Here is a 23,177-nt window from a genome sequence, read left to right as displayed (position 1 = left end):
TCCCAGACTGTGCGGTTCGATACCGGTCCCACCTATTAGACCGCCTCCAACGATCATGCGCTAGGTATCTCGGCTTAGCCAACGTGCCCAATTACCACTGTCAGGAACCCGACGGTCACCATGTGCATCAATGTCAGACAGTTGCCACACTGTCCGGAACCGGTCGGGAATCGGACGCCGGAGAGCGTTTGCCGGACGCTCCCACGGCCCGGCGTGGTATACCTGCCGCCGCCCCAAGACCACCCGCTGAGCTGCACAAACATCAACTACACCATGGACGGACAACGCTGTCACTCAGCGTCGATGCGACGTGCACGAAGAGGCATCGACCACTGCCCGAACGGTCGCCTGAGGCGGGGTCAGACGTGCCCGAACCCGGCCGCACACCGACCAGGGTCGGGCAAGAGTCGCACTGTCTGTGTGGGCACCAGTTGACAACCGACGATGCCGTTGATCCTCGATCAAGCGACGGCGATCACGCCAACTCGACGAGCTCCAGCAGATCGTCGCTCCACGCGTCCTCGTCGCCGTCGGGCAGCAGGATGGCCCGGTCCGGCTTGAGCGCCTGCACGGCCCCCGCATCGTGGGTGACCAGCACGATCGCGCCCGGGTAGTTGGCGATGGCGTCCAGCACCTGCTCGCGGCTGACCGGGTCGAGGTTGTTCGTCGGCTCGTCCAGCAGCAGCACGTTCGCGCCCGAGCAGACCAGGGTGGCGAGCGCGAGCCGGGTCTTCTCGCCGCCGGAGAGCACGCCGGCCGGCTTGTCGACGTCGTCACCCGAGAAGAGGAACGCACCCAGGATCTTCCGCAGCTCGGTGTCGGTCTGCTCGGAGCCGGCGCTGCGCATGTGCTCCAGGATCGTGCGGTCCACGTCCAGCGTCTCGTGCTCCTGGGCGTAGTAGCCCAGCCGGAGCCCGTGCCCGGCCCGCACCTCACCGGTGTCGGACTGCAGGTGCCCGCCGAGGATCCGCAGCAGGGTGGTCTTGCCGGCGCCGTTCAGGCCGAGGATGGCGACCCGGGAACCGCGGTCCACCGCCACGTCGACGTCCGCGAAGATCTCCAGGGAGCCGTAGGACTTCGAAAGCCCGTGCGCGGTCAGCGGCGTCTTGCCGCACGGCGCCGGGCTCGGGAAGCGGACCTTCGCCACCTTGTCGGAGGTGCGCACGTCCTCCAGGCCGTCGAGCAGCTTGTTGGCCCGCTTGGCCATGTTCTGCGCCGCGACGGTCTTGGTGGCCTTCGCCCGCATCTTGTCGGCCTGCGCCAACAGCGCGCCGGCCTTCTTCTCGGCGTTGGCGCGCTCGCGGCGGCGCCGGCGCTCGTCGGTCTCCCGCTGGGCCAGATAGGTCTTCCAGCCCACGTTGTACATGTCGACCTCGGCGCGGTTGGCGTCCAGATACCAGACCCGGTTGACCACCGCGTCCAGCAGGTCGACGTCGTGGCTGATCACGATCAGCCCGCCCTTGTGGTTGGCGATGTAGCCGCGCAGCCAGGTGATCGAGTCCTGGTCCAGGTGGTTGGTCGGCTCGTCGAGCAGCAGGATGCCCTTGCCGTTCTGGCCGGAATTCTGGAACAGGATGCGGGCCAGCTCGATGCGCCGGCGCTGGCCGCCGGAGAGGGTGCCGATCGTCTGGGCCAGCGCGCGGTCGGGCAGGCCCAGGTTGGCGCAGATCCGGGCCGCCTCGGCCTCGGCGGCATATCCGCCCAGGCTGGCGAACTGGTCCTCGAGCTGGCCGTAGCGGCGGATCAGCTTCTCGTCGGCGCTCTCCTCGAGCTCGACCTCGAGCTTTTGCATCTGCGACAACAGGACATCCAGGCCGCGGGCGGACAGCACCCGATCGCGGGCGGTCACGTTCAGGTCACCGGTGCGCGGGTCCTGCGGCAGGTAGCCGACCTCGCTGGTGCGGGTGACCTCACCCGCATACGGCTGACCCTCGCCGGCCAGGACCTTCAGCGTGGTGGTCTTGCCGGCGCCGTTGCGGCCGACCAGGCCGATCCGGTCGCCGGGCTGGACCCGTAGCGTGGTCGGGGAGATCAGGATCCGGGAGCCGGCGCGCAGTTCTAGTCCGGTGACGGTAATCATGGGGAACGTCTCGCTCTCGAAAAGAAGGCTGGCTCAGGGCACACGGAAGCGCCGAGGAGGATCGCGGAAGATCCAGCCCGGCGCGGGGCAGGTCAGCCTTCGCAGAGCAGCACCCGGCAATTGTACCGGGCGCCCACCACGACCTCCCAACCGATTAGCGAGCAAGATCACCGGGTACGAGACCGCCACACGTGCCGGAAGCGCGAGCGAGGATGCGATGGAACTCAACGAGAACGCCAGGATCGACACCAGTCAGATCGACGATCAGCGTTCCTCCGGAGGCGGCGGAGGGGGCATCGGCGGACTGCCCATCGGTGGCGGAGGTCTCACCGGCATCATCGTGACGCTGCTGATCGCCATCGTCGGCGGCTACTTCGGGATCAACACGCTGACGGGCAGTGACGGCGGCGCCACCCAGACGGGCGACAACACCGGGCTGGCGCAGAAGTGCTCCCAGTCCGACGCGCGCAAGCAACTCGACTGCCGCAACGTGCTCTACGTCAACTCGATCCAGGACTACTGGGTGGAGGCGCTCCCGGCGAGCTTCGGCGAGCAGTACAAGCCGGCCAAGACGGTGCTGTTCGCCAACGCGGTCAAGACCGGCTGCGGCAGCGCCGACTCCGGCGTGGGGCCGTTCTACTGCCCGGCCGACGACAAGGTCTACATCGACCTGACGTTCTACCAGGTGCTGGCGCAGCAGTTGGGCGCGCCGGGCGAGTTCGCGCAGCCCTACGTGCTGGCCCACGAATACGGCCACCACGTGCAGGACCTGCTCGGCACGGAAGCGGCGATGCGCCGCGAGCAGGAACGCTCCCCCCGCGACGCGAACAAGCTGTCGGTGAAGCTGGAACTGCAGGCGGACTGCTACGCGGGCGCCTGGGCGAAGAACGCGACGGGCACCGACGACGGCTCAGGCCAGAAGATCTTCAAGAGCATCAGCCAGCAGGACATCCAGGAAGGCCTGGACACCGCGGCCAAGATCGGCGACGACACCCTGCAGAAGCAGAGCGGCGGATCGGTGAACCCGGCGGAATTCACCCACGGCACGAGCGCCCAGCGCCAGGAATGGTTCCGGCAGGGATACGACTCGGGCTCGCCGAAGAAGTGCGACACCTTCGCGGCGGGCGCGGTCAGCTGACGGCTTCAAGATCAAGATCTTGTCGTGCCTGATTGCATGGCCCTGACCGTCGCTCCCGCCGGGGTCGGGCGAGGGCGGCCAATCGCCTGGCGGCTCATGGACGGCCACCCTCGCCCTGCCAGGTCCGTGCGTGGCAGCACGCCCTCCAACCGGGCCGGTCAGGCGGGGTCGCGGACCAGGATTCGGATCGCCCGGGCCTGGGCTATCGCGTCCTCCAGGACCGTTCGGCGGGGCTCCGGGACCTCGAGGAAGCGGCCGCTGCGCAGAGTGCCGAGGGGCTGCAGGCTCGGCGTCGCCAGGATGGTGTCCACCGCCGTGTGGTCGCCGCCGGTCACCAGGGCGCTCAGGGTGCGTACCTCCGGCAGGAGCAGGCGGGCCGCGATGCCGGCGCCGTCCGCCGCCGCGGCTTTGGCCTGGTTGTCGCGGCGGCGCGCGAAGCGCTGCTGGGACCATCCGCCGGCCGCCGTGCGCCCCTGCACGTAGTGCGTGTCGACCTTGGATACGACCAGCTTGGTGCCGGCCGCCACGCCGACCGCGACCGCACCTTTGCGGGCCAACAGCAGGCCGATCCGGCGCGGCTCCCCCGCCTCCCGGCGAAGCTCGTCCAGATCTTTCGCATCCGGCGCCCCGGGCGGCGCCGAGAGCTCGGCGGTCGCGCCGTCCTCGGCGGTCAGCAGCAGGCCGGCGGCGCTCCACGGGCCGTGCCGGGCGGCGAAATTCTCCAGCCAGCGGGTCAGCCGCTCCGGGGCGACGTCCACCCATCGTCCGCCGCCAGCCGCCGGTCTCGCGCTCATGACGTCACACTACGGTGAGAGGATCCCATGATGACCAGACCGCTCGCCGACGAGCTGCTGGAACGGCTGACCCGGCTCCTCGGTGCGGCCCGCGACCCGGAGCGCGCCGTGCAGGCGGAGGCCTACATGCGTGATCAGTTTCCGTTCCTCGGCATCCCGGCGCCGGCCCAGCGGGCGCTCGCCCGGACGGTGCTCGCCGGGCTTGCCAAGCCGACCGAGGCAGACCTGCGCGCGGTGGCGCTGGCGTGCTGGAGCCGGGGCGAGCGGGAATACCAGTATTTCGCCTGTGACTGGCTGCGGGCCCACGTGGCGGTGCCCGGCCCGGCCTTCCTCGCCACCATCGCCACGCTGGTCACGACGAAGTCATGGTGGGACACGGTCGATCCGCTGGCGACCCGGGTCGTGGGCGGGCTGGTGCGCCGGCACCCGCAGCTCAGTGCCGAGATGGACGCGTGGTCGGCCGACGAGGACATGTGGCTGGTCCGCACGGCGATCCTGCACCAGCTGCACTACGGCACGGATACGGACACCGACCGGCTGTTCGGCTACTGCACGCGGCAGGCAGGCCACAAGGACTTCTTCATCCGCAAGGCGATCGGCTGGTCGCTGCGGCACTACGCCCGCACCGATCCGGAGGCGGTGGCCCACTACGTCTCCGACAACCGCGACCGCCTCTCGCCCCTGTCTGTCCGCGAGGCCCTCAAGCACCTCTGAGCGGACGGATTCGATCCCCCGGCGACAACGTCGGATCGCACCGCACCAAATCTGTCAAAGCAATCGATATAGCTTCGGATAAGAGCTATTCAACCGGATCAAACTCTCTGACTTCTCTGGACCGCCCTCGCGGTCGCCGCCGGGCGGACATCCCGGTTCCGCAGCCACGGACCGGCTGCGGAGCTGGGTGGATGAGTCGCGTCAGGCGATGAGGGCGACAGCGAGGACCGCGATCACCGCGCTGGAGACCAGAGAGGTGATCAGACGGCCGCGTGCGCCGGTCAGCAGCCTGCCCACCAGTGCGCCGCCGCCCGCGATGAGCAGCTGCCAGCTCGCCGAGGCCAGGAAGGCGCCGACGACGAACCACACCCCGCCGCCCGTGCCGCCGCGGCCCAGGACCAGCGCGGCGAAGTAGACGATCGTGGCGGGGTTGAGCAGCGTCAGACCGAGAATCCCCAGGTAGGCCCGGCCCGGCGTCGTCGTGCCCGCCATACCGGCCGCCGGTGGCTCGGCCACCGAAGACCTCGGGGCGCCATCCGGCCGCAGCGCCGCTCGGGCCGTGTGGGCCGCCAGGAGTATCAAGGTCACCGCCGCCACCCAGCGCAGCGGTGTCGCGATCGGGGTGATCGCCGCGGCGAGCGCCGCGCCGCCCAGGACCGCGATCAGCGCGTACACCCCGTCGGCGGTGGCCGCGCCCAGGCCGGCCGCCGCGCCGACGCGCAGGGAGGTGCGGGCGGTGAGGCCCGCGATCAGGACGGCGATGGCGCCGACGGGCACGGCGACGCCGTAGCCGGCGATCACGCCGGCCAGGAACGCCCCGGTCATGGCGCGGGTGGGTGGTGGACCAGCGGGCCGGCGGCGACACGCTGCTGTCGCGCGGCCCGGGCGGGCGCGGCGGCAGACAGGGTCGGGTGCGGGCTCGGCTTGGTCACGTCGCCATGATGGCCGGGCCGCTTCGGTGGAGGCTACCGATTTTCGCCGTTAGGGTTCCGATCATGGGTGTGGTCGCGGAACTGGTCCTGATCCGGCACGGGCAGAGCACGGCGAACGTCGCCTTTCCGCTCGCCGACGCGCAAGACCTCCTGGAGTCCGGACTGACCGGACGCGACACCGATGTCGAGCTGACCGAGCTGGGCGTCGAGCAGGCGGCGGCGGTGGGGCGGTGGCTCGCCGCGCTGCCCGGCGGTGAGCTGCCCGAGGTGGTGGTCACTTCGCCGTACCTGCGGGCCCGGGAGACGTGGCGAATCGCCGCCGCGACCTCCGGGCTGTCGCTGCCCGCTCCCGGCACCGACGACCGGCTGGTGGACCGGCTGGTCGGGGAGCTTGAGATGCTGACCCACGCGGCGATCCGGCAGCGTTTCCCGGCCGAGCCGGCCCGCTTCGAGCAGGCCGGTGAGTATGCCTACCGGCCGCCGGGCGGCGAGACCTTCGGCGACATCGCCGTCCGGCTGACCTCCTTTCTCGACGACCTGAACCGCGAGCACGCCGACGAGCGGGTCCTGGTGGTGGCGCACGATTCGGTGGTGCTGATGATGCGATATGTCATCGAGGGCCTCGACTGGACGGGACTGGCCGCCATCGTGGCGGCGGCCGGCCCGGTCCGGAACGCGTCGATCACGAGCTTTACCGGCTCGTCGGGCGGCCTCGTGCTGGACCGCTACAACACGGTCGGCCACCTGGCCTAGGTCCTACTCGGTGTCCGTCCAGGTCAGGAACTCCTCGACGGCGGCACGGTCGCCGTCGACCTCGACGCCGTCCAGCGGGATCCGCTTGTAGAGCGCCAGCACGAGGTCGCTGGCCGACCCGCGCAGGGTCGCGAGCGGGTCGCCGCCCGCGACCGGGTCGGCCTGCGCGCCGGTGGGGGTCAGGTCGACCAGCCAGGTCGGGCCCTCCACCGCCGACAGCGCGATCCGGGCCGGGCGGTGCGGCCAGGCGCCGATCGAGCCCAGGGTCACCACGATCAACTCGTCGATCGCGTCGACGGCGACCGCCGCCGGGATCGGCTCGGGCTTGCCGACGGTCTCCTGGGCGTCCCACGCGTGCACGGCCGCCTCCTGGACCTGGTGGCGGGCCACCGCACCCGAGGTCATCGGCGCTTCCGAGGCGCCCCACCACGTCCAGCAGTCGCGGTCGGGGCCGGCCACGCGCAGCGCGTCGATCAGCAGCAGGGTCGACTCGGCGGACCATTCCAGCAGGTCGCCGGCGGGCTCGCGGTCGACGAACTCCGGTGGGCTGTCGACGGGGCCGGCGGCGACCGCCTCGGCCCACCAGCGCTGCACCGCGCCCAGGTGGACGACCAGTTTGCGCAGGGACCAGTCGGGGCAGCCGGGGACCCGGGTCTCGGTGTCGCCCGTCGCCACGGCTTGCCGGAGGGCGGCCGAGCGCTCGGCGATGAGGTCCAGTAACTCGGGAAAGGGCAGCGGCGGAATCATTCCGTTGGTTTACCACCAGCCTCCGACAAGAAATCGGCTCAGTGGGACTCCCGGCTCACCGCGTCGCCGCTGCCGCCGACGAGGAAGTCCAGGTCGGCGCCCACCTCCGCGCCCAATACCGTGTCGACGTACAACTTCTGCCAGCCTCGGGCGGGACGGGCCAACGCGGCCCGCAGCGCCGCCGACGGCTCGCGGGCGGCCAGTTCGTCGTCGGGCACCTCCACCGACAGCTGCCGGTTCGCCACGTCGAGGGTGATCCAGTCGCCGTCGCGGACCCGGTCCAGGGGCCCGCTGGCGGCCGCCTCCGGCGCCACGTGCAGCACGACCGTGCCGTACGCCGTACCGCTCATCCGTCCGTCGCAGACCCGGACCATGTCGCGGACGCCCTGGTGCAGCAGCTTGGTCGGCAGTGGCATGTTCGCCACCTCGGGCATGCCGGGGTATCCGCGCGGCCCACAGCCGCGCAGCACCAGCACGGAGTCCGCGTCGACGTCGAGGTCCGGCGCGTCGATGCGCCGGTGGAAGTCCTCCACGGAGTCGAAGACGACCGCCCGGCCACGGTGGCGCAGCAGGTGCGCGCTGGCCGCGGCGGGCTTGATGATCGCACCGGACGGCGCCAGGTTGCCGTGCAGCACGGCGATGCCGGCCTGGGGCAGCACCGGCTTCTCCCGGCTGCGGATCACGTCGGGGTCCCAGATCCGCGCCTCGGCCAGGGATTCGACGAAGGGCCGGCCGGTGACGTCGATCGCGTCCGGGTCGAGCAGATCGGTCACCTCGCGCAGCACCGCGGCCAGGCCGCCGGCCCGGTACAGGTCCTCCATCAGGTATTTGCCGGCGGGCTGCAGGTCGACCAGCAGCGGCACGTCCGCACCGATCCGGTCGAAGTCGGCGAGCGTGAGTGGCACGCCGAGCCGGCCCGCGATGGCCAGCAGGTGCACGACGGCGTTGGTGGAGCCGCCGAGCGCGGCCAGCGCGACGATCGCGTTGTGGAACGAGCCGGTGGTCAGCACCCGGCTGGGCCGGCGCTCCGCGGCGATCATCTCCACGATCAGCCGGCCGGTCTCGTGCGAGCGGGCCAGCAAGCGGCTGTCCGGGGCCGGGGTGCCGGCCGTGCCCGGCAGCACCGCGCCGAGCGCCTCGGCGAGCAGGCCCATGGTCGAGGCGGTGCCCATGGTGTTGCAGTGGCCGCGGCTGCGGATCATCGACGATTCGGACTCGAGGAAGGCCGCCTGGCTGAGCGTGCCGGCCCGGACCTCCTCGGACAGCCGCCACACGTCGGTGCCGCAGCCCAGCGGCGTGCCCCGGAACGTGCCGGTGAGCATCGGGCCGCCCGGCACCACGACGGCGGGCAGGTCGACGGAGGCCGCCGCCATGAGCAGCGCCGGGATGGTCTTGTCGCAGCCGCCGAGCAGCACCACGCCGTCGACCGGGTTGGCGCGCAGCATCTCCTCGGTCGCCATCGCGGCCATGTTGCGCCAGAGCATCGCGGTCGGGCGGACCTGGGTCTCGCCGATCGACACGACGGGCAGGTTGAGCGGGACGCCGCCGGCCTCCCAGACCCCCTGCTTGACGTGCTCGGCGACCTCGTCGAGGTGGCTGTTGCAGGGGGTCAGGTCGGAGGCGGTGTTGGCGATCGCGATCTGCGGGCGGCCCTCGAACGCCGAGTTCGGTAGTCCACGGCGCATCCAGGCGCGGTGGATGTAGGAGTTGCGGTCCTGGCCGGCGTACCACTGGGCGCTGCGGAGCTCAGGCATATAACTTCCAATAATCGGAACGCTGGTTGCTTATCTGGAATATCAGGTACGGTACGCCGGTGCCCCCGGAAATCGCACCCCCCTTGGTCGGCGCGGATCGGGTGCTCGCCGTTCTCGCCGAGCTGGCGCGGCACGCCGACGGCGCCTCCCTGGAGGAGATGACCCGGGCGGTGGCCAGCCCCAAGCCCACTGTGCACCGCGCGCTCGCCTCGCTGTGCCGGTTCGGCTTCGCCGCCCGCGACGGCCACGGCCGGTATGTGCTCGGCGACGAGTTCCTGCGCCTGGCGTTCGCCCACCACGAGGCCCGCCCCGACCACCTGCGGATCACCCCGGTGCTGAGCACGCTGGCCGAGCGCTACGGCGAGACCGCCCACTATGCGGTGCTCGACGGTCACACGGTCGTCTACCGGGCGAAGGTCGACCCGCCCGCGGGCGCGCTGCGCCTGAGCTCCACCATCGGCGGCCGCAATCCGGCGCACTCCACGGCGGTCGGCAAGTTGCTGCTCTCGTACGCGCTCAGCGACGACGCCGCCGTCACGGCCTGGGTCGGCGAACGGCCGCTGACCCCGCGCACGCCACGCACCCTGACCAGCGCGGATGCCTTCGCCGCCGAGCTGGCCGCGATCCGGGGCCGCGGATACGCCGTCGACGACCAGGAGAACGATCCCGGCATCGTCTGTCTCGCCGTGCCGGTGTTCCTGACGTCGCCGACCCGGCCCAGCGGCGCGGTCAGCGTCTCCGCGCCGGTCTCCCGCACGCCGCTGGCGACCTTGGTCGCCGAGGTCGATGCCATCCGGGCGACGGTGCAGGCCCGATGAGCTGGACCGCCGCGGTCGCGTCCGCCGAGAGCTTCACCCTGGGCGAGGGCCCGTTCTGGGACGCGCCGCGCGAGCGGCTGCTCTGGGTCGACGTCGACGCCGGCACGGTGCACGAGGGCCGCCTCGACGGCGACCGGGTGGCTGTGACCGGCTCGCAGCAGCGGGACCGGACGGTCGGCGCGGTGGTCTGCTCCCTCGCCGGCGAGCTGCTCGTCGCCGGCGCGCAGACGCTGCTCACCAGGCCGGAGACCCGGATCGTGCCGGCCGGGGCCCGCCGCCGGCTGAACGACGGCGCCTGCGATCCGGCGGGCAACTTCCTGGTCGGCACGCTCGCGCTGGGCGATCCCCGGGGTGACGAGACCCTGGTACGGCGGGAGCGCGACGGCTCGCTGACAGTGCTCGACGACGACCTCAACCTGTCCAACGGGCTCGCGTGGAGCCCGGACGGCACCCTGTTCTACAGCGTCGACAGCGTGCCGGGCGTGGTGTGGGTCCGCTCCTACGACGCGGCCACCGGCGCCACTGGACCCCGCCGGGAGTGGCTCCGGATCACCGACGGGCTGCCCGACGGGCTGTGCGTGGACGCCGACGGTCACCTGTGGATCGCGATCTGGGGCGCCGGCGAGGTCCGCCGCTACACCCCGGACGCCCGCACCGCCGGGGTCGTCACCGTGCCGGCGCCGCACACCACCAGCGTCGCGTTCGTCGGCGCCGACCTGGGCCGGCTGCTGATCACCACCGCCACGGCCGGTCTGGGCGCGGACCAACTGGCCGCGTACCCGATGTCCGGCCGGCTGTTCCTCGCCGACGTCGGCGTCGCCGGTCTCCCGGTCACCCCGTGGGCCGGGCCCTCAAAAACAGGAGAGTCATGAAGCTGATGCGCATCGGCGACGCCGGGTCCGAACGGCCCGTCGTCCGCGTCGACGACGACACCTATGCCGACGTCGCCGACCTCGAAGAGCTGTTCTTCGCCGCGCCGCAGGAGTTCCGGCAGGCCGTCGAGGCGCGGATCGCGGCCGGGCAGGTGCACCGGTTCGCCGGGGAGCGGGTCGGCGCCCCCATCCGCCGGCCGCACCAGATCCTCTGCATCGGGCTGAACTACCGCGACCACGCCGCCGAGACCGGGCAGGCCGTGCCGGCCGAGCCGATCCTGTTCACCAAGCCGCCGAACACCCTGGTCGGGCCGTACGACCACGTGCGGCAGCCGCGCGGGTCGACCAAACTTGACTGGGAGGTCGAGCTCGGCGTCGTGATCGGCCGGCGGGCGAGCTACCTGGACGACCGCGACGCCGCCCGGGACGCCATCGCCGGATACGTGGTCTGCAACGACGTCAGCGAGCGGGCGTTCCAGATCGAGCGCGGCGGGCAGTGGTCCAAGGGCAAGTCGGCCGAGACGTTCAACCCGGCCGGGCCGTGGCTGGTCACCCCGGACGAGATCCCGGACGTGTCCGCGCTGGGCATGTGGCTGGACGTCAACGGCGTACGGCGGCAGACCGGCAACACCGCCACGATGGTCTTCGACCCGTACGAGATCGTCCGGTACCTGAGCCAGTTCCTGGTGCTGGAGCCCGGCGACCTGATCAACACCGGCACCCCGCCCGGCGTCGGGATGGGCTTCGACCCGCAGGTCTGGCTGCGGCCCGGCGACGTGATCGAGCTGGGCATCGACGGGCTGGGCAGCCAGCGCCAGCATGTGGTGCCCGCCCGCTGATGCGCGCCTTCGTGATCACCGGGCCGGGCCGGGCGGAGGTCCAGGACGTCGAGCCGCCTTCGGCACGGCCGGGTGAGGTCGTGGTGGACGTCGAGCGGGCCGGCGTGTGCGGCACCGACATGGAGTTCTTCAGCGGCGCCATGTCCTACCTGCATACCGGCCAGGCGCGGTATCCGATGCGGATCGGCCACGAGTGGTCCGGCACGGTCAGCGCCCTCGGTGCCGGGGTCGACGAGGCCTGGCTCGGGCGCCGGGTCACCGGGGACACCATGCTCGGCTGCGGGCGCTGCGCGCGGTGCCGTTCCGGGCGGCAGCACGTCTGCGCCGACCGGTACGAGATCGGCATCCGCAACGGCTGGCCCGGGGCGCTGGCCGAGCGGCTGCCCGTACCGGTGAAGGCACTGCAGGTCCTGCCCGAGCAGGTCGACGCGGCGCTCGGCGCCCTGGTCGAGCCCGGCAGCAACGCGCTGCGCGCGGTCCGGGGTGCGGCGCTGCCGCCGGGCGGCCGGCTGCTGGTCCTCGGGCCCGGCACGATCGGCCTGCTCACCGCCCAGATCGCCGCCGCGCAGGGCGCCGAGGTGCACCTGCTGGGGCGCGGCAGCGAGTCGCCGGCGTCCGCCGCCTCGGTGGGCTTCCCCCGGGTCTGGACCACCGAGACGCTGCCGGACCTGGCCTGGGACGCGGTCATCGACGCGTCCAACGGCGCCGCGCTGCCCGCGCTCGCCGCCGAGCTGGTCGAGCCGGGCCGGCGGGTGGTCTACGTCGGGCTCGCCGGCGAGCCCAGCCTGATCGACTCCCGGACGCTGGCACTCAAGGACGTCACGGCGGTCGGCGTGCTCAGCGGTTCGGGCGGCTTCGCCGGGACGGTCGAGCTGTTCGCCACGGGTGAGGTCGACCCGCGCCCGCTGATCGCCGCCACCGTGGGCCTCGACGACGTCGCGGCCGCGCTGGCCGGCGAGCGTCACCCCGCCTGGGGCGACGGCCCGAAGATCCACGTCGAACCGAGGAGTTGAAACCCATGAGCGAGTTCGCCGGACTCACCGCCGTCGTCACCGGCGGCGCCAGCGGCATCGGCGCCGCGACCGTCGCCCTGCTGCGCGAGCGCGGTGCCCGGGTGGCCGGCCTGGACCTGGTCGAGCACGACGCCGACCTGTCGGTGATCGGCGACGTCGGGGACAGCGCGTCGGTGGACGCGGCGATCGCCACGGTCGCTTCGCGGTTCGGCCGGATCGACATCCTGGTGAACAACGCCGGCATCGGCGCGGTCGGCGACATCACCGCCAACAGCGACGACGAGTGGCACCGGGTGCTGAACATCAACGTGGTCGGCATCGCGCGGGTGTCGCGCGCGGCGCTGCCGTACCTGCTCGCCTCGCCGAGCGCCGCGATCGTCAACACCTGCTCGATCGCGGCCCCGATCGGGCTGCCGCAGCGGGCGCTGTATTCGGCGAGCAAGGGTGCGGTGGCTTCGCTGACCCTGGCGATGGCCGCTGACCACGTCCGGCAGGGGGTGCGGGTGAACGCGGTGGTGCCAGGAACGGCCGACACACCGTGGGTGGCCCGGCTGCTGGAGGCTGCCGAGGATCCCGCGGCCGCGGCCGCCGCGCTGCGGGGGCGGCAACCGACCGGGCGGTTGGTCACGGTCATGGAGATCGCTCACGCGATCGCCTATCTGGCGAGCCCGCTCGCGTCCGCGACGACGGGCACGCTGCTCGCGGTGGACGGCGGCATGACCGGGGTACGCCTGCCGAGCTGACCGTCCGCCGGAGCACAACAAAACGCCGGGTCAGCGCGCTGACCCGGCGTTCGGCGAAGCTCGGCGGGTGTCCGCCGGACACCCCCGAGGTGTCTCAGACGTTGAAGCCGAGCGCGCGCAACTGCTCCCGGCCGTCGTCAGTGATCTTGTCGGGGCCCCACGGCGGCAGCCACACCCAGTTGATCCGGAAGTCCTTGACCAGGCCGCCACCCGGGCCGGTGGTCAGGGCCTGGCGGGTCTGGTCCTCGATGACGTCGGTCAGCGGGCAGGCCGCCGAGGTCAGCGTCATGTCCAGGGTCACCACGTTGTCGTCGTCGACGTGGGCGCCGTAGACCAGGCCGAGGTCAACGACGTTGATGCCGAGCTCGGGGTCGACGACATCCTTCATCGCCTCCTCGATGTCGTCGATGGTCGGCTTGGAGACGACCGTGCCGGCCGCGACCGGCACCGCGTCGGCCCCACCCGCGGCCGCGTCGGCGACAACAGCGCCCGCAGCCGCATCGGCGTCGGCGACAACCGGGGCCGTCGCGTCGTCGGGGGCGGCGGTGTCCGCCGCGTCCGAAGCGATCTCTTCCAGCGTCTTTTCCGTCATGATGCCGTCACCTCCGGGCTCACGCCCACACCGGCGCGCGCCGCGGCGTCCTTGAACGCCATCCACGGCAGCAGCGCACATTTGACCCGGGCCGGATAGCGCGCCACGCCGGCGAACGCCACGCCGTCGCCGAGCACTTCCTCGTCGGGCTCGATCTGGCCGCGGCTCTGCATGAGCGCGACGAATGCCTCCTGCACCGGGGCCGCCTCCGCCACGGTGCGGCCCTGCAGCAGCTCGTGCAGCACGGACGCCGACGCCTGGCTGATCGAGCAGCCGATGCCGTCGTACGAGATGTCCGTCAGGGTGGAGCCGTCGACGGCGACCCGGAAGGTCACCTCGTCGCCGCACGTGGGGTTGACGTGGTGCGCCTCGCCACCGTACGGGGCCCGCAGGCCCTTGCCGTGCGGGTGCTTGTAGTGGTCCAGGATGATGTCCTGGTAGAGCTGGTCGATCATCAGGCGAACACCTTCCGCACCCGCTCCAGACCGCGCACCAGGGCGTCGATCTCGTCGGTCGTCGTGTAGAGGTAGAACGAGGCCCGGGTCATCGCCGGCACCCCGAACCGCGCGCACACCGGGCGCGCGCAGTGATGTCCCACCCTGACCTCAACACCGAGGTCGTCGAGAATCTGCCCGACATCGTGCGGGTGTACACCCTCGACCTCGAACGAGACCGTGCCGCCGCGGCCTTCCGGGGTGGCCGGGCCGAAGACCCGGACGCCCGGGACGTCCGCCAGGGCCTTCAGCGCGTACGCCGTGATCTCCTGCTCGTGCCGGTGGACGTTCGCCATGCCCAGCGCCGTCAGGTAATCCACCGCGGCGCCCAGGCCGATCGCCTCGGTGATCGGCGGGGTGCCGCCCTCGAAGCGGGCCGGCGGCGCGGCGAAGGTGGTGCCCGCCATCGTCACCGTCTCGATCGTCGACCCGCCGGCCAGGAACGGCGGCATGGCCGCCAGCAGCGCGGCCCGGCCCCACAGCACGCCGATGCCGGTCGGGCCGAGCATCTTGTGGCCGGTGAACGCGATGAAATCCGCGCCCAGCCCGACCACGTCGATGGGCAGGTGCGGCACCGACTGGGAGCAGTCGAGCAGGACCAGCGCGCCGACCTCGTGGGCCCGGGCGACGATCCGCGCCGGGTCGTTGATCGTGCCCAGGATGTTGGACATGTGCACGATCGCCACGAGCTTGGTGCGCTCGTTGACCAGCTCGTCAAGGGTCGACTCGTCGAGCCGGCCCTCGTCGGTGACGCCGAACCAGCGCAGGGTCGCGCCGGTGCGCTGACACAGCAGCTGCCACGGGACGAGGTTGGAGTGGTGCTCCATCTCGGAGACCACGATCTCGTCGCCGGGGCCGAGCTTGAGCAGTTCCGCCGACGTGTACGCCACCAGGTTGATCGCCTCGGTCGAGTTCTTGGTGAACACGACCTCGTCGGGGCTGGGCGCCCCGATGAAGGCGGCGATCTTCGCGCGGGCGTCCTCGTAGGCCGTGGTGGACTCGGTGCCGAGCGTGTGCACGGAGCGGGACACGTTGCCGTTGTACTGCTCCTGGTGCGCGCGCATGGCGTCGAGCACCTGCCGCGGTTTCTGCGAGGTGTTCGCGCTGTCGAGGTAGACGAGCGGGTGCCCGTTGATCTCCCGGCCCAGGATCGGGAAGTCGGCACGCACCCGCGCCACGTCGAACGTCATGATCGGTTCCTCGATCCTCAGGCCCGCGCGCCGGCCACGTAACGCTCGTAGCCCTCGGCCTCGAGCTGCTCGGCGAGCTCCGGGCCGCCCTCCTGGACGATCTTGCCGGCGACGAAGACGTGCACGAAGTCCGGCTTGATGTAGCGCAGGATGCGGGTGTAGTGGGTGATCAGCAGCAGGCCGGCCTCGCCGGACTCGCGGACCCGGTTGACGCCCTCGCTGACGACGCGCAGCGCGTCGATGTCGAGGCCGGAGTCGGTCTCGTCGAGGATCGCGATCTTCGGCTTGAGCAGCTCGAGCTGCATGATCTCGTGCCGCTTCTTCTCACCGCCGGAGAAGCCCTCGTTGACGTTGCGCTGGGCGAACGCCGGGTCCATCTGCAGCTTCTCCATGGCGCCGCGCAGCTCGCCGGCCCAGGTGCGCAGCTTCGGCGCCTGGCCGTCGATCGCCGTCTTGGCAGTACGCAGGAAGTTGGCCACCGAGACACCGGGGACCTCGACCGGATACTGCATGGCCAGGAAGAGGCCGGCGCGGGCCCGCTCGTCGACGGTCATCGCCAGGACGTCGTCGCCGTCGAGGGTCACCGTACCGCCGGTGATCTGGTATTTCGGGTGCCCGGCGATGGAGTAGGCCAGGGTCGACTTGCCGGAGCCGTTCGGGCCCATGATGGCGTGCGTCTCACCCGCCCGCACGGTCAGGTCGACGCCGGCCAGGATCGGCTTCAGCTCGCCCTCGGGCAGCTTGACCGACACCTGCAGGTCGCGGATCTCGAGGGTGCTCACGGCATAACTCCATTACTCGGCGTGGTCGAAACGTAGATGTCCCCGTCGCGGATCTCGACGGAGAAGGTCGCCACCGGCTCGGTGGCGGGCAGGCCGCTGGGCGCACCCGTGCGCAGGTCGAAGCGGGAGCCGTGCAGCCAGCACTCAAGCGTGCAGCCGTCGACCTCCCCCTCGGAGAGAGCGACCGCGGCGTGGCTGCACTCGTCCCGGACGGCGTAGAACTCGTCGTCGTCGGCGTGCACGATCGCGACGTCCACGCCGCCGATCTCCGCGGTGATCACCGAACCCTTGGCCAGGTCGGCGGCGGGGCCTACTAGCTCGAAACTCATGCGCCCGCCTTCGCCAGCCTCGCCTCGATGGCGTCGCCGAGGCGCTCGCGCAGCTCCTCGACCGGGATCTTGTTGATCAGCTCGGCGAAGAAGCCGCGGACGACCAGCTTGCGCGCCTCGAACTCCGGGATGCCCCGGGCCATCAGGTAGAACAGCTGCTCGTCGTCGAAGCGGCCGGTCGCGCTGGCGTGCCCCGCGCTGATCACCTCGCCGGTCTCGATCTCGAGGTTCGGCACCGAGTCGGCGCGGGCGCCGTCGGAGAGCAGCAGGTTCCGGTTGATCTCGTACGTCTCCGTGCCGGTGGCCGCCGCGCGGATCACCACGTCGCCGACCCAGACGGTGTGCGCCGACCGGCCCTGCAGCGCGCCGCGGTAGCCGACGTAGCTGCGGCAGTCCGGCACGCTGTGGTCGACCAGCTGGCGGTGCTCGATGTGCTGGCCGGCGTCGGCGAAGTACAGGCCCCAGAGCTCGGCCTCGCCGCCGCGGCCGGCGTATTCGACGCTGGTGAACTGCCGGAGCAGGCTGCCACCGAGGCTGACCTGGACGTGGGTGACCCGCGCGTCCCGGCCGACCTTGAACTTGATGTGCTGGGCCTGCACCGTCTCGGCGTCCCACTCGGTGAGCGTGACGAAGGTGAGCTGGGCACCGTCGCCGATGACCACCTCGACGTTGTCGGCCAGCGTCGCCGTGCCGACCTGCTCCAGGACGACGGTGGCCTGCGCGAAGTTGCCGAGCCTGACATAGGTGCGCGCGGCTGCGGCCTCGGCGCCCTGCCCGACGACCCGGATGACCACCGGCTCGCTCGCGACCGTGTCAGCGGCGACGTCGACCAGGGTGACGCTCGCCGCCGCCCCGTACGCCAGCGCGCTGATCCGGTCGAACGGCTTCAGCACCGCCTCGACCTTGCCCGCGTCGACCTGCGTCACCGAGACGCCGGCCGGCAGGTCGCCGGGCGCGAAGCCCGGCGCCGCGCCGGTCAGCGTGGTCGCGGTGACCAGATCCTTCAGGCGCTTGATCGGCGTGAAGCGCCACTCCTCCTCCAGGCCGTTGACGGCCGGAAAGTCGGTGACGTCGAAGGAGCGCAGCACCTGCGACTTGGTGCTCGGCGGGGCCATGGCCTCGGTAGTCATCTCGTCCTTGATCTCGTTGTCTTCGTCACGGCCTGCTTGACCGACGCCAGCCTGGCAGTGGGCGCTAGCCCACTGCCCCTTCCATCTGGAGCTCGATGAGGCGGTTGAGCTCGAGGGCGTACTCCATCGGGAGCTCCTTGGCGATCGGCTCGATGAAGCCGCGCACGATCATCGCCATGGCCTCGTCCTCGGTCAGGCCCCGGCTCATCAGGTAGAAGAGCTGGTCGTCGCTGATCTTGGAGACGGTGGCCTCGTGGCCCATCGACACGTCGTCCTCGCGGATGTCCACGTACGGGTACGTGTCCGAGCGGGAGATGGTGTCGACCAGCAGCGCGTCGCACTTGACCGTGCTGGCGCTGTGGTGCGAGCCCTCCATGACCTGCACGAGGCCGCGGTACGAGGTGCGGCCGCCGCCCCGGGCGATCGACTTGCTGATGATCGTCGAGGAGGTGTGCGGCGCGGCGTGCACCATCTTGGCGCCCGCGTCCTGGTGCTGGCCCTCGCCGGCCATCGCGACCGAGAGCACCTCGCCCTTGGCGTGCGGGCCGGTCATGTAGACGGCGGGGTACTTCATGGTCACCTTGGAGCCGATGTTGCCGTCGACCCACTCCATGGTCGCGCCCTCTTCGCAGGTGGCGCGCTTGGTGACCAGGTTGTACACGTTGTTCGACCAGTTCTGGATGGTCGTGTACCGGCAGCGGGCGTTCTTCTTCACGATGATCTCGACGACCGCGCTGTGCAGCGAGTCGGACGAGTAGATCGGGGCGGTGCAGCCCTCCACGTAGTGGATGTAGGCGCCCTCGTCGACGATGATCAGCGTCCGCTCGAACTGGCCCATGTTCTCGGTGTTGATCCGGAAGTAGGCCTGCAGCGGGATGTCGACGTGCACACCCTTCGGCACGTAGATGAAGGAGCCACCGGACCACACGGAGGTGTTCAGCGCGGCGAACTTGTTGTCGCCGACCGGGATGACCGTGCCGAAGTATTCCTTGAAGATGTCCTCGTGCTCGCGCAGCGCGGTGTCGGTGTCCAGGAACAGGACGCCCTGCTCCTCGAGGTCCTCACGGATCTTGTGGTAGACGACCTCGGACTCGTACTGAGCCGCGACACCGGAGACGAGGCGCTGCTTCTCGGCCTCGGGGATGCCCAGCTTGTCGTAAGTGTTCTTGATGTCGGCCGGCAGGTCGTCCCAGGTGGCGGCCTGCTTCTCGGTCGAGCGCACGAAGTACTTGATGTTCTGGAAGTCGATGCCGGTGAGGTCGGCGCCCCAGTTCGGCATGGGCTTGCGGTCGAACAGGCGCAGGCCCTTGAGCCGCAGGTCGAGCATCCACTGCGGCTCGCTCTTGAGGGTGGAGATGTTGCGCACCACCGCTTCGGACAGGCCGCGCTGGGCGGTGGCCCCGGCGGTGTCGATGTCGGCCCAGCCGTATTCGTACTTGCCCAGGGCGGCGAGGTGCTCTTCCTGGGTGACGACGGGCTGAACGATCTGCTCGGTCATTTATCTGTCCTCACAGTGGTGGCGGTTGTCTCGGTAGAGCGGGGCACGCGCGGCGGGGAAGGAATGTGCGTGGTGCACACCCCGTCGCCGTGCGCGATGGTGGCCAGGCGCTGCACGTGGGTGCCGATGAGCCGCGAGATGACCGCGGTCTCGGCGTCGCACAGCTGGGGAAACTCAGCGGCGACGTGCGCCACCGGGCAGTGGTGCTGGCACAGCTGCCCGCCGGACGCGATCGTCGTCGCGTTGGCAGCGTAACCCTCGGCGGTCAGGGCCTCGGCGAGTGCCTCCGCCCGCGCGATCGGATCGTCGCCGGCCCCGAGCAGCGCGGCCCGGCAGCGCTCCTCCAGGGCGGAGACCTGAGCGGTGGCGAAGGCGGTGACCGCCTCCGGGCCGCCGGTCTCGGCGATCCACCGCAGGGCGGCGGTCGCGATGCCGTCGTAGAAGTGCGGAAAGCCCTCTCGGGCGGCCGCGGTGAGCACGAACGCCTTGGCGGGCCGGCCCCGGCCGCGCGGGCCCTGGCGCCGGCTCTCGCGCACCTCGACGAGCTGGTCGGCGAGCATGGCGTCCAGGTGCTTGCGGATGGCCGCGGAGCTGAGCCCCAACTGCGCGCCGAGCTCGGCGGCGGTGGCCGCGCCACTTTCGAAGAGGAGCTGGGCGACCCTGTCCCGGGTGCGCCCGTCGGCGGACTTGGTGTCGACGGACGGCACGCGGAAGCCGGGGACCGGGACGGCCACCCCACCACTCCACGACAACACTCCGTTTTTCACTACGCCAACGTTACGTATTTCATGGAGTCCCTGCAAACCGCAGCCCCGGTGATCCAGGACACCGCGCATACCGACCGCGCTCAATCAAGATCAAATTCGGGCGTACGATGCCCGGGGTGAGCAATCGCACCCCCCTGCGCCCACTGGCCCTGGCCTCCCTGATCACCAACATCGGCCTGGTAGTCACGGGTGCGGCGGTCCGCCTGACCGGCTCGGGCCTCGGCTGCCCCACCTGGCCCAAGTGCACCGAGGAGTCCTACACGACGACCCCGGAGATGGGCGTCAACGGCGTCATCGAGTTCGGCAACCGGGTGCTCGGCGTCGTGCTGGCGCTGATCGCGCTGGCCTGTTTCATCGCGGCGCTGCTGGAAAAGCCCCGGCGCCGGTCACTCATCGTGCTGTCGCTGGCGGTCGGCCTGGGCATCCCGGGGCAGGGCGTGATCGGCGGCATCACGGTGCTGACGGACCTGAACCCGTGGGTGGTCGGCCTGCACTTCCTGCTCTCGATGGCGCTGATCGCGCTGGCGTACGCGCTGTGGCGCAGAACCGCCGAGGGCGACCGCCCCCGCCGCACCCTGGTCCCGGCCCCGCTGCCGGCCCTGGCCCGCCTGCTGGCGCTGGTCAGCGCGGCGGTGATCGTGCTGGGCGTGATCGTGACGGGCAGCGGCCCCCACGCGGGCGACGAGGACGCCAAGCGCAACGGCCTGGACCCGGCGACGATCGCCCAGACCCACGCCGACCTGGTCTTCCTGCTGGTCGGCCTGTCGGTGGGGCTGTGGTTCGCGCTGCGCGCCGCGAAGGCACCCCGCCCGGCGATCCGGGCGGCGGGCATCCTGATCGTGATCGAGCTGGGCCAGGGGCTGATCGGCTTCGTCCAATACTTCACCAACCTGCCGGTCCTGCTGGTGGGAGCCCACATGCTCGGCGCCTGCCTGGTCTGGGCAGGAACGCTGAGCGTCCTCTGGAGCCTCCGCGAACGCCCGCACCACCAGCCCCAGCCGGCCGACCCCACCCCGGCGACCTCACCCGCGACAACACCGGCACCCACCCCCGTCGCCTGACCCCCCGCCGCCGCGCTCCCGCCCCCACAGCTCCTGAACGACGCGGCGAACTCGACCTGTTGTCAATCTTGGTGTGTGCGGGTGCCCTCGATACCCGAAGGCATCAAGGTCGCGACCGCCGGGTGCGATATACACCCTTTTATGCGGTTCGAGCCCGGGGGTGTGGGCCCGGATGCTCAGGAGGTGGTAACCGTGCCCTGGTGGCCGCTCAGGGGACACCATGCGAGCGCGGGGCGCGGGCCGGGAAGAGGGCTCCGCGGTTTTGGCGACGTGGATCCATGCACGGACACGGCAGGGTGAGGGTGGCCGTTCATGAGCCGCCAGGCGATTGGCCGCCCTCGCCCGACCTCGGCGGGAGCGACGGTCAGGGCCATGCAACCAGGCACGACCAGAATTTGATCTAGACCTTGATCTTGACCTTAGACCTTGGCCTTGACCCCCACCTTCGCCTCGACCCCGACCTTGGCCCGGCCGGGAAGCGGCGTTCGGATACGAGGGCGACCCGGGAGATCCCGGGTCGCTACGGTGGATGAGGGTCTGTGGGGTCGGGCGGTGTTTCGGTCAGCGCGCCATGCTTCGTCGTGACATCGAGCGCCACAGGTCGTTGCTCGGGCGCATCTGCTCCATGAGTTCGCGTTCCCAGGCGTTCTCCACTTCGACGCCTGCCGTTTCGCATGCCTGGCGGGCGACGTCGGTGCCGTCGGCGGCGAACTGGTCGGTCCACTCGCCGTCCTCGCCGACCAGGACGATGCGGGCGCCACGCTTGCCGACGTACTCGATGACCGCTTTCGCGCCGCCGTGGCCGACGGCGAACGACTTGATGTCGGCGGTCAGTGTCGTATCGGAACCTTCTGCCATGACTCGCAGCCTAGGCAGACTTCTGCGCTTGGCAAACACACCCGGTGCGTTTTTGTGATGGCAATTACCTGCGGGTTTAGCCGGCGAGGGCTCAATTTTGGACCGATATTGCCCGAATTGCGCTACCGATCGGGTTCCATCGAACGGGGGTACCGGAGTGACTTCCCTAACCCCAGATAACGGGCATTCTGTGCGACGCGCATGAATGTCGCCTCGCATTGGCGCACTCTAGACGAGTGCGTCAACCGCCACCGCGATGAAGAGAATGGTCAGGTATGTGTACGACCAGTGGAACAGCCGCATCGGCTTGAGCGGCTCTCCCCGGCGCGAGCGGCGGACCAGCTTCAGCGCCTCCAGCAGGAAGATCGCTCCCGACAGGATCGCCGTGACGCCGTAGATCGGGCCCAGGCCCAGCGGCCACGCCGCCAGCGACGACACCAGCATCAGACCGGTGAAGATCAGGATCTCGGCGTTGACCCGGCCGGCCGAGCGGACCACGGGCAGCATCGGGATGCCGGCGCGGGCGTAATCGTCCTTGTACTTGATGGCCAGCGCGTAGAAGTGCGGCATCTGCCAAAAGAAGACAACCGCAAAAAGCGCCCAGCCCAGCGGGGCGATCGAGCCCGTCACCGCGGCCCAGCCGATGAGCACCGGGGCCGCGCCGCAGATGCCGCCCCAGAAGGTGTTCGTCGGGGTGCGCCGCTTCAGCCACAACGTGTAGACAACGTCGTAGTAGAAGATGGAGCCCGCCGTCATCGCCGTGGCGAGCCAGTTGGTGAAGGCGCCCATGAGCACGACCGACACCACCGCCAGCACCAGCCCGAAGATCAGGGCCGCGCGGGGGGTGACCGTGTGTGCCGGCAGCGGGCGCCGCTTGGTGCGCCGCATCAGCTGGTCGATGTCGCGGTCGATGTAGCAGTTGAGCGCGCTCGCCGCGCCCGCCGCCAGCGATCCGCCGACCAGCACGATCGCCATCAGCCAGAGGCTCGGCCAGCCGCCGGCCGCGAGCATCATCGCGGGGACCGTGGTCACCAGCAGCAGCTCGACGATGCGCGGCTTGGTCAGCGAGACGTACGCCTTGATGACGGCGCCGATGTCGCGGCGGCCCCCCTCGCGCCCCGCCGGTCGCGGCGGCGCCTCGAGAAGACCGGGCGACCGCCCCTGGTCGGGACGCTCGGTGATCATGCTCACGGACAGCCACCTTCCGGCATCGGCGAGGGCGTTAGACACAGCCGTGGCCGATGGGGTCCGGCCGGCACGCTGGATCAGACTACGCGCA

24 protein-coding genes are annotated in these 23,177 nt (G+C 70.9%); 9 read left to right on the top strand and 15 right to left on the bottom strand.

Annotated elements, in window-relative coordinates; genetic code table 11:
* Positions 1 to 475: 475 nt before the first annotated feature.
* Positions 476 to 2,080, bottom strand: a complete 1,605-nt coding sequence (locus DMB66_RS05825; protein WP_125802970.1) for an ABC-F family ATP-binding cassette domain-containing protein — start codon at positions 2,078 to 2,080, stop codon at positions 476 to 478.
* 217 nt (positions 2,081 to 2,297) lie between these two features.
* Here DMB66_RS05825 and DMB66_RS05820 point away from each other — a divergent pair, with 217 nt between their 5' ends.
* Positions 2,298 to 3,218, top strand: coding sequence for a neutral zinc metallopeptidase (locus tag DMB66_RS05820; RefSeq protein WP_125802969.1), 921 nt, complete (start codon positions 2,298 to 2,300; stop codon positions 3,216 to 3,218).
* Between the two features lie 158 nt (positions 3,219 to 3,376).
* Here the strand turns inward: DMB66_RS05820 and DMB66_RS05815 are convergent, their stop codons facing one another.
* Positions 3,377 to 4,012: an acVLRF1 family peptidyl-tRNA hydrolase gene (locus DMB66_RS05815; protein WP_125802968.1), complete on the bottom strand. Its 636-nt coding sequence runs from the start codon at positions 4,010 to 4,012 to the stop codon at positions 3,377 to 3,379.
* Between the two features lie 27 nt (positions 4,013 to 4,039).
* Between DMB66_RS05815 and DMB66_RS05810 the strand changes: the two genes are divergently transcribed.
* Complete coding sequence (locus DMB66_RS05810) at positions 4,040 to 4,726, top strand: DNA alkylation repair protein (RefSeq protein WP_370318337.1); 687 nt, start codon at positions 4,040 to 4,042, stop codon at positions 4,724 to 4,726.
* A 201-nt stretch (positions 4,727 to 4,927) separates the two neighbouring features.
* Here DMB66_RS05810 and DMB66_RS05805 read toward each other — a convergent pair whose 3' ends face one another.
* Positions 4,928 to 5,551, bottom strand: a complete 624-nt coding sequence (locus DMB66_RS05805) for a LysE family transporter (RefSeq protein WP_125802966.1) — start codon at positions 5,549 to 5,551, stop codon at positions 4,928 to 4,930.
* 170 nt (positions 5,552 to 5,721) lie between these two features.
* Between DMB66_RS05805 and DMB66_RS05800 the strand changes: the two genes are divergently transcribed.
* Complete coding sequence (locus tag DMB66_RS05800) at positions 5,722 to 6,411, top strand: histidine phosphatase family protein (RefSeq protein ID WP_125802965.1); 690 nt, start codon at positions 5,722 to 5,724, stop codon at positions 6,409 to 6,411.
* A gap of 3 nt (positions 6,412 to 6,414) precedes the next feature.
* Here DMB66_RS05800 and DMB66_RS05795 read toward each other — a convergent pair whose 3' ends face one another.
* Together DMB66_RS05795 and DMB66_RS05790 are read right to left on the bottom strand one after the other, a co-directional pair.
* Positions 6,415 to 7,158, bottom strand: a complete 744-nt coding sequence (locus DMB66_RS05795) for a maleylpyruvate isomerase family mycothiol-dependent enzyme (RefSeq protein ID WP_125802964.1) — start codon at positions 7,156 to 7,158, stop codon at positions 6,415 to 6,417.
* A 38-nt stretch (positions 7,159 to 7,196) separates the two neighbouring features.
* A complete protein-coding gene (locus DMB66_RS05790) occupies positions 7,197 to 8,912 on the bottom strand; it encodes an IlvD/Edd family dehydratase (protein ID WP_125802963.1) in 1,716 nt (571 codons plus the stop codon).
* A gap of 59 nt (positions 8,913 to 8,971) precedes the next feature.
* Here DMB66_RS05790 and DMB66_RS05785 point away from each other — a divergent pair, with 59 nt between their 5' ends.
* Genes DMB66_RS05785 through DMB66_RS05765 form a run of 5 tightly spaced genes read left to right on the top strand, consistent with a single transcriptional unit; the run spans position 8,972 to position 13,197 of the window.
* Positions 8,972 to 9,730 carry an IclR family transcriptional regulator gene (locus tag DMB66_RS05785; RefSeq protein ID WP_233624329.1) on the top strand — a complete coding sequence of 253 codons (759 nt, stop codon included), beginning with the start codon at positions 8,972 to 8,974 and terminating at the stop codon, positions 9,728 to 9,730.
* Positions 9,727 to 10,602, top strand: a complete 876-nt coding sequence (locus DMB66_RS05780) for an SMP-30/gluconolactonase/LRE family protein (RefSeq protein WP_125802962.1) — start codon at positions 9,727 to 9,729, stop codon at positions 10,600 to 10,602. The genes DMB66_RS05785 and DMB66_RS05780 overlap by 4 nt, the downstream gene beginning before the upstream one ends.
* On the top strand, positions 10,599 to 11,441 hold the full coding sequence (locus DMB66_RS05775; RefSeq protein WP_125802961.1) for a fumarylacetoacetate hydrolase family protein: 843 nt from the start codon (positions 10,599 to 10,601) through the stop codon (positions 11,439 to 11,441). The genes DMB66_RS05780 and DMB66_RS05775 overlap by 4 nt, the downstream gene beginning before the upstream one ends.
* Positions 11,441 to 12,454 carry a zinc-binding dehydrogenase gene (locus DMB66_RS05770; RefSeq protein WP_125802960.1) on the top strand — a complete coding sequence of 338 codons (1,014 nt, stop codon included), beginning with the start codon at positions 11,441 to 11,443 and terminating at the stop codon, positions 12,452 to 12,454. The genes DMB66_RS05775 and DMB66_RS05770 overlap by 1 nt, the downstream gene beginning before the upstream one ends.
* 5 nt (positions 12,455 to 12,459) lie before the next feature.
* The gene (locus DMB66_RS05765; RefSeq protein ID WP_125802959.1) at positions 12,460 to 13,197 is read left to right on the top strand and encodes an SDR family NAD(P)-dependent oxidoreductase; all 738 of its coding nucleotides are present in this window, start codon (positions 12,460 to 12,462) and stop codon (positions 13,195 to 13,197) included.
* Between the two features lie 94 nt (positions 13,198 to 13,291).
* Here DMB66_RS05765 and DMB66_RS05760 read toward each other — a convergent pair whose 3' ends face one another.
* The 8 genes from DMB66_RS05760 to DMB66_RS05725 all read right to left on the bottom strand — a co-directional run bounded on the left by DMB66_RS05760 (position 13,292) and on the right by DMB66_RS05725 (position 19,946).
* A complete protein-coding gene (locus tag DMB66_RS05760; RefSeq protein ID WP_125802958.1) occupies positions 13,292 to 13,789 on the bottom strand; it encodes a metal-sulfur cluster assembly factor in 498 nt (165 codons plus the stop codon).
* A complete protein-coding gene (gene sufU, locus DMB66_RS05755; protein WP_125803155.1) occupies positions 13,786 to 14,247 on the bottom strand; it encodes a Fe-S cluster assembly sulfur transfer protein SufU in 462 nt (153 codons plus the stop codon). Before sufU ends, DMB66_RS05760 begins: the two co-directional genes overlap by 4 nt.
* Complete coding sequence (locus DMB66_RS05750; protein ID WP_125802957.1) at positions 14,244 to 15,473, bottom strand: cysteine desulfurase; 1,230 nt, start codon at positions 15,471 to 15,473, stop codon at positions 14,244 to 14,246. Before DMB66_RS05750 ends, sufU begins: the two co-directional genes overlap by 4 nt.
* Positions 15,474 to 15,490: 17 nt before the next feature.
* Positions 15,491 to 16,255: a Fe-S cluster assembly ATPase SufC gene (sufC, locus tag DMB66_RS05745; RefSeq protein ID WP_125802956.1), complete on the bottom strand. Its 765-nt coding sequence runs from the start codon at positions 16,253 to 16,255 to the stop codon at positions 15,491 to 15,493.
* Positions 16,252 to 16,584, bottom strand: a complete 333-nt coding sequence (locus DMB66_RS05740; protein WP_125802955.1) for a non-heme iron oxygenase ferredoxin subunit — start codon at positions 16,582 to 16,584, stop codon at positions 16,252 to 16,254. The genes sufC and DMB66_RS05740 overlap by 4 nt, the downstream gene beginning before the upstream one ends.
* The gene (sufD, locus tag DMB66_RS05735) at positions 16,581 to 17,714 is read right to left on the bottom strand and encodes a Fe-S cluster assembly protein SufD (protein ID WP_125802954.1); all 1,134 of its coding nucleotides are present in this window, start codon (positions 17,712 to 17,714) and stop codon (positions 16,581 to 16,583) included. The genes DMB66_RS05740 and sufD overlap by 4 nt, the downstream gene beginning before the upstream one ends.
* A 64-nt stretch (positions 17,715 to 17,778) precedes the next feature.
* Positions 17,779 to 19,212: a Fe-S cluster assembly protein SufB gene (sufB, locus tag DMB66_RS05730; protein ID WP_125802953.1), complete on the bottom strand. Its 1,434-nt coding sequence runs from the start codon at positions 19,210 to 19,212 to the stop codon at positions 17,779 to 17,781.
* Complete coding sequence (locus DMB66_RS05725) at positions 19,209 to 19,946, bottom strand: metalloregulator ArsR/SmtB family transcription factor (RefSeq protein ID WP_125802952.1); 738 nt, start codon at positions 19,944 to 19,946, stop codon at positions 19,209 to 19,211. Before DMB66_RS05725 ends, sufB begins: the two co-directional genes overlap by 4 nt.
* A 140-nt stretch (positions 19,947 to 20,086) precedes the next feature.
* Here DMB66_RS05725 and DMB66_RS05720 point away from each other — a divergent pair, with 140 nt between their 5' ends.
* A complete protein-coding gene (locus tag DMB66_RS05720; protein ID WP_125802951.1) occupies positions 20,087 to 21,040 on the top strand; it encodes a heme A synthase in 954 nt (317 codons plus the stop codon).
* A gap of 561 nt (positions 21,041 to 21,601) precedes the next feature.
* On the opposite strand, the gene DMB66_RS05715 is transcribed toward DMB66_RS05720, so the two are convergent.
* A complete protein-coding gene (locus DMB66_RS05715) occupies positions 21,602 to 21,898 on the bottom strand; it encodes a hypothetical protein (RefSeq protein WP_125802950.1) in 297 nt (98 codons plus the stop codon).
* Between the two features lie 228 nt (positions 21,899 to 22,126).
* A complete protein-coding gene (locus tag DMB66_RS05710) occupies positions 22,127 to 23,089 on the bottom strand; it encodes a heme o synthase (protein ID WP_370318336.1) in 963 nt (320 codons plus the stop codon).
* Between the last annotated feature and the right edge of the window lie 88 nt (positions 23,090 to 23,177).

Source organism: Actinoplanes sp. ATCC 53533 (assembly GCF_003947245.1).
Note: the sequence above shows the minus strand (reverse complement) of the source record. Positions and strands in the feature narration are given on the sequence as shown.

Excerpts from the sequence above, each read along its gene's own strand:
- DMB66_RS05780 (WP_125802962.1), top strand. The coding sequence starts at position 9,727 with ATGAGCTGGACCGCCGCGGTCGCGTCCGCCGAGAGCTTCACCCTGGGC.
- DMB66_RS05720 (WP_125802951.1), top strand. The coding sequence starts at position 20,087 with ATGCCCGGGGTGAGCAATCGCACCCCCCTGCGCCCACTGGCCCTGGCC.
- DMB66_RS05750 (WP_125802957.1), bottom strand. The coding sequence starts at position 15,473 with ATGACGTTCGACGTGGCGCGGGTGCGTGCCGACTTCCCGATCCTGGGC.
- DMB66_RS05770 (WP_125802960.1), top strand. The coding sequence starts at position 11,441 with ATGCGCGCCTTCGTGATCACCGGGCCGGGCCGGGCGGAGGTCCAGGAC.
- DMB66_RS05815 (WP_125802968.1), bottom strand. The coding sequence starts at position 4,012 with ATGAGCGCGAGACCGGCGGCTGGCGGCGGACGATGGGTGGACGTCGCC.
- sufD (WP_125802954.1), bottom strand. The coding sequence starts at position 17,714 with ATGACTACCGAGGCCATGGCCCCGCCGAGCACCAAGTCGCAGGTGCTG.
- DMB66_RS05740 (WP_125802955.1), bottom strand. The coding sequence starts at position 16,584 with ATGAGTTTCGAGCTAGTAGGCCCCGCCGCCGACCTGGCCAAGGGTTCG.
- DMB66_RS05810 (WP_370318337.1), top strand. The coding sequence starts at position 4,040 with ATGATGACCAGACCGCTCGCCGACGAGCTGCTGGAACGGCTGACCCGG.
- sufB (WP_125802953.1), bottom strand. The coding sequence starts at position 19,212 with ATGACCGAGCAGATCGTTCAGCCCGTCGTCACCCAGGAAGAGCACCTC.
- DMB66_RS05825 (WP_125802970.1), bottom strand. The coding sequence starts at position 2,080 with ATGATTACCGTCACCGGACTAGAACTGCGCGCCGGCTCCCGGATCCTG.
- DMB66_RS05760 (WP_125802958.1), bottom strand. The coding sequence starts at position 13,789 with ATGACGGAAAAGACGCTGGAAGAGATCGCTTCGGACGCGGCGGACACC.
- DMB66_RS05790 (WP_125802963.1), bottom strand. The coding sequence starts at position 8,912 with ATGCCTGAGCTCCGCAGCGCCCAGTGGTACGCCGGCCAGGACCGCAAC.
- DMB66_RS05795 (WP_125802964.1), bottom strand. The coding sequence starts at position 7,158 with ATGATTCCGCCGCTGCCCTTTCCCGAGTTACTGGACCTCATCGCCGAG.
- DMB66_RS05820 (WP_125802969.1), top strand. The coding sequence starts at position 2,298 with ATGGAACTCAACGAGAACGCCAGGATCGACACCAGTCAGATCGACGAT.
- DMB66_RS05775 (WP_125802961.1), top strand. The coding sequence starts at position 10,599 with ATGAAGCTGATGCGCATCGGCGACGCCGGGTCCGAACGGCCCGTCGTC.
- DMB66_RS05765 (WP_125802959.1), top strand. The coding sequence starts at position 12,460 with ATGAGCGAGTTCGCCGGACTCACCGCCGTCGTCACCGGCGGCGCCAGC.
- DMB66_RS05805 (WP_125802966.1), bottom strand. The coding sequence starts at position 5,551 with ATGACCGGGGCGTTCCTGGCCGGCGTGATCGCCGGCTACGGCGTCGCC.
- DMB66_RS05715 (WP_125802950.1), bottom strand. The coding sequence starts at position 21,898 with ATGGCAGAAGGTTCCGATACGACACTGACCGCCGACATCAAGTCGTTC.
- DMB66_RS05800 (WP_125802965.1), top strand. The coding sequence starts at position 5,722 with ATGGGTGTGGTCGCGGAACTGGTCCTGATCCGGCACGGGCAGAGCACG.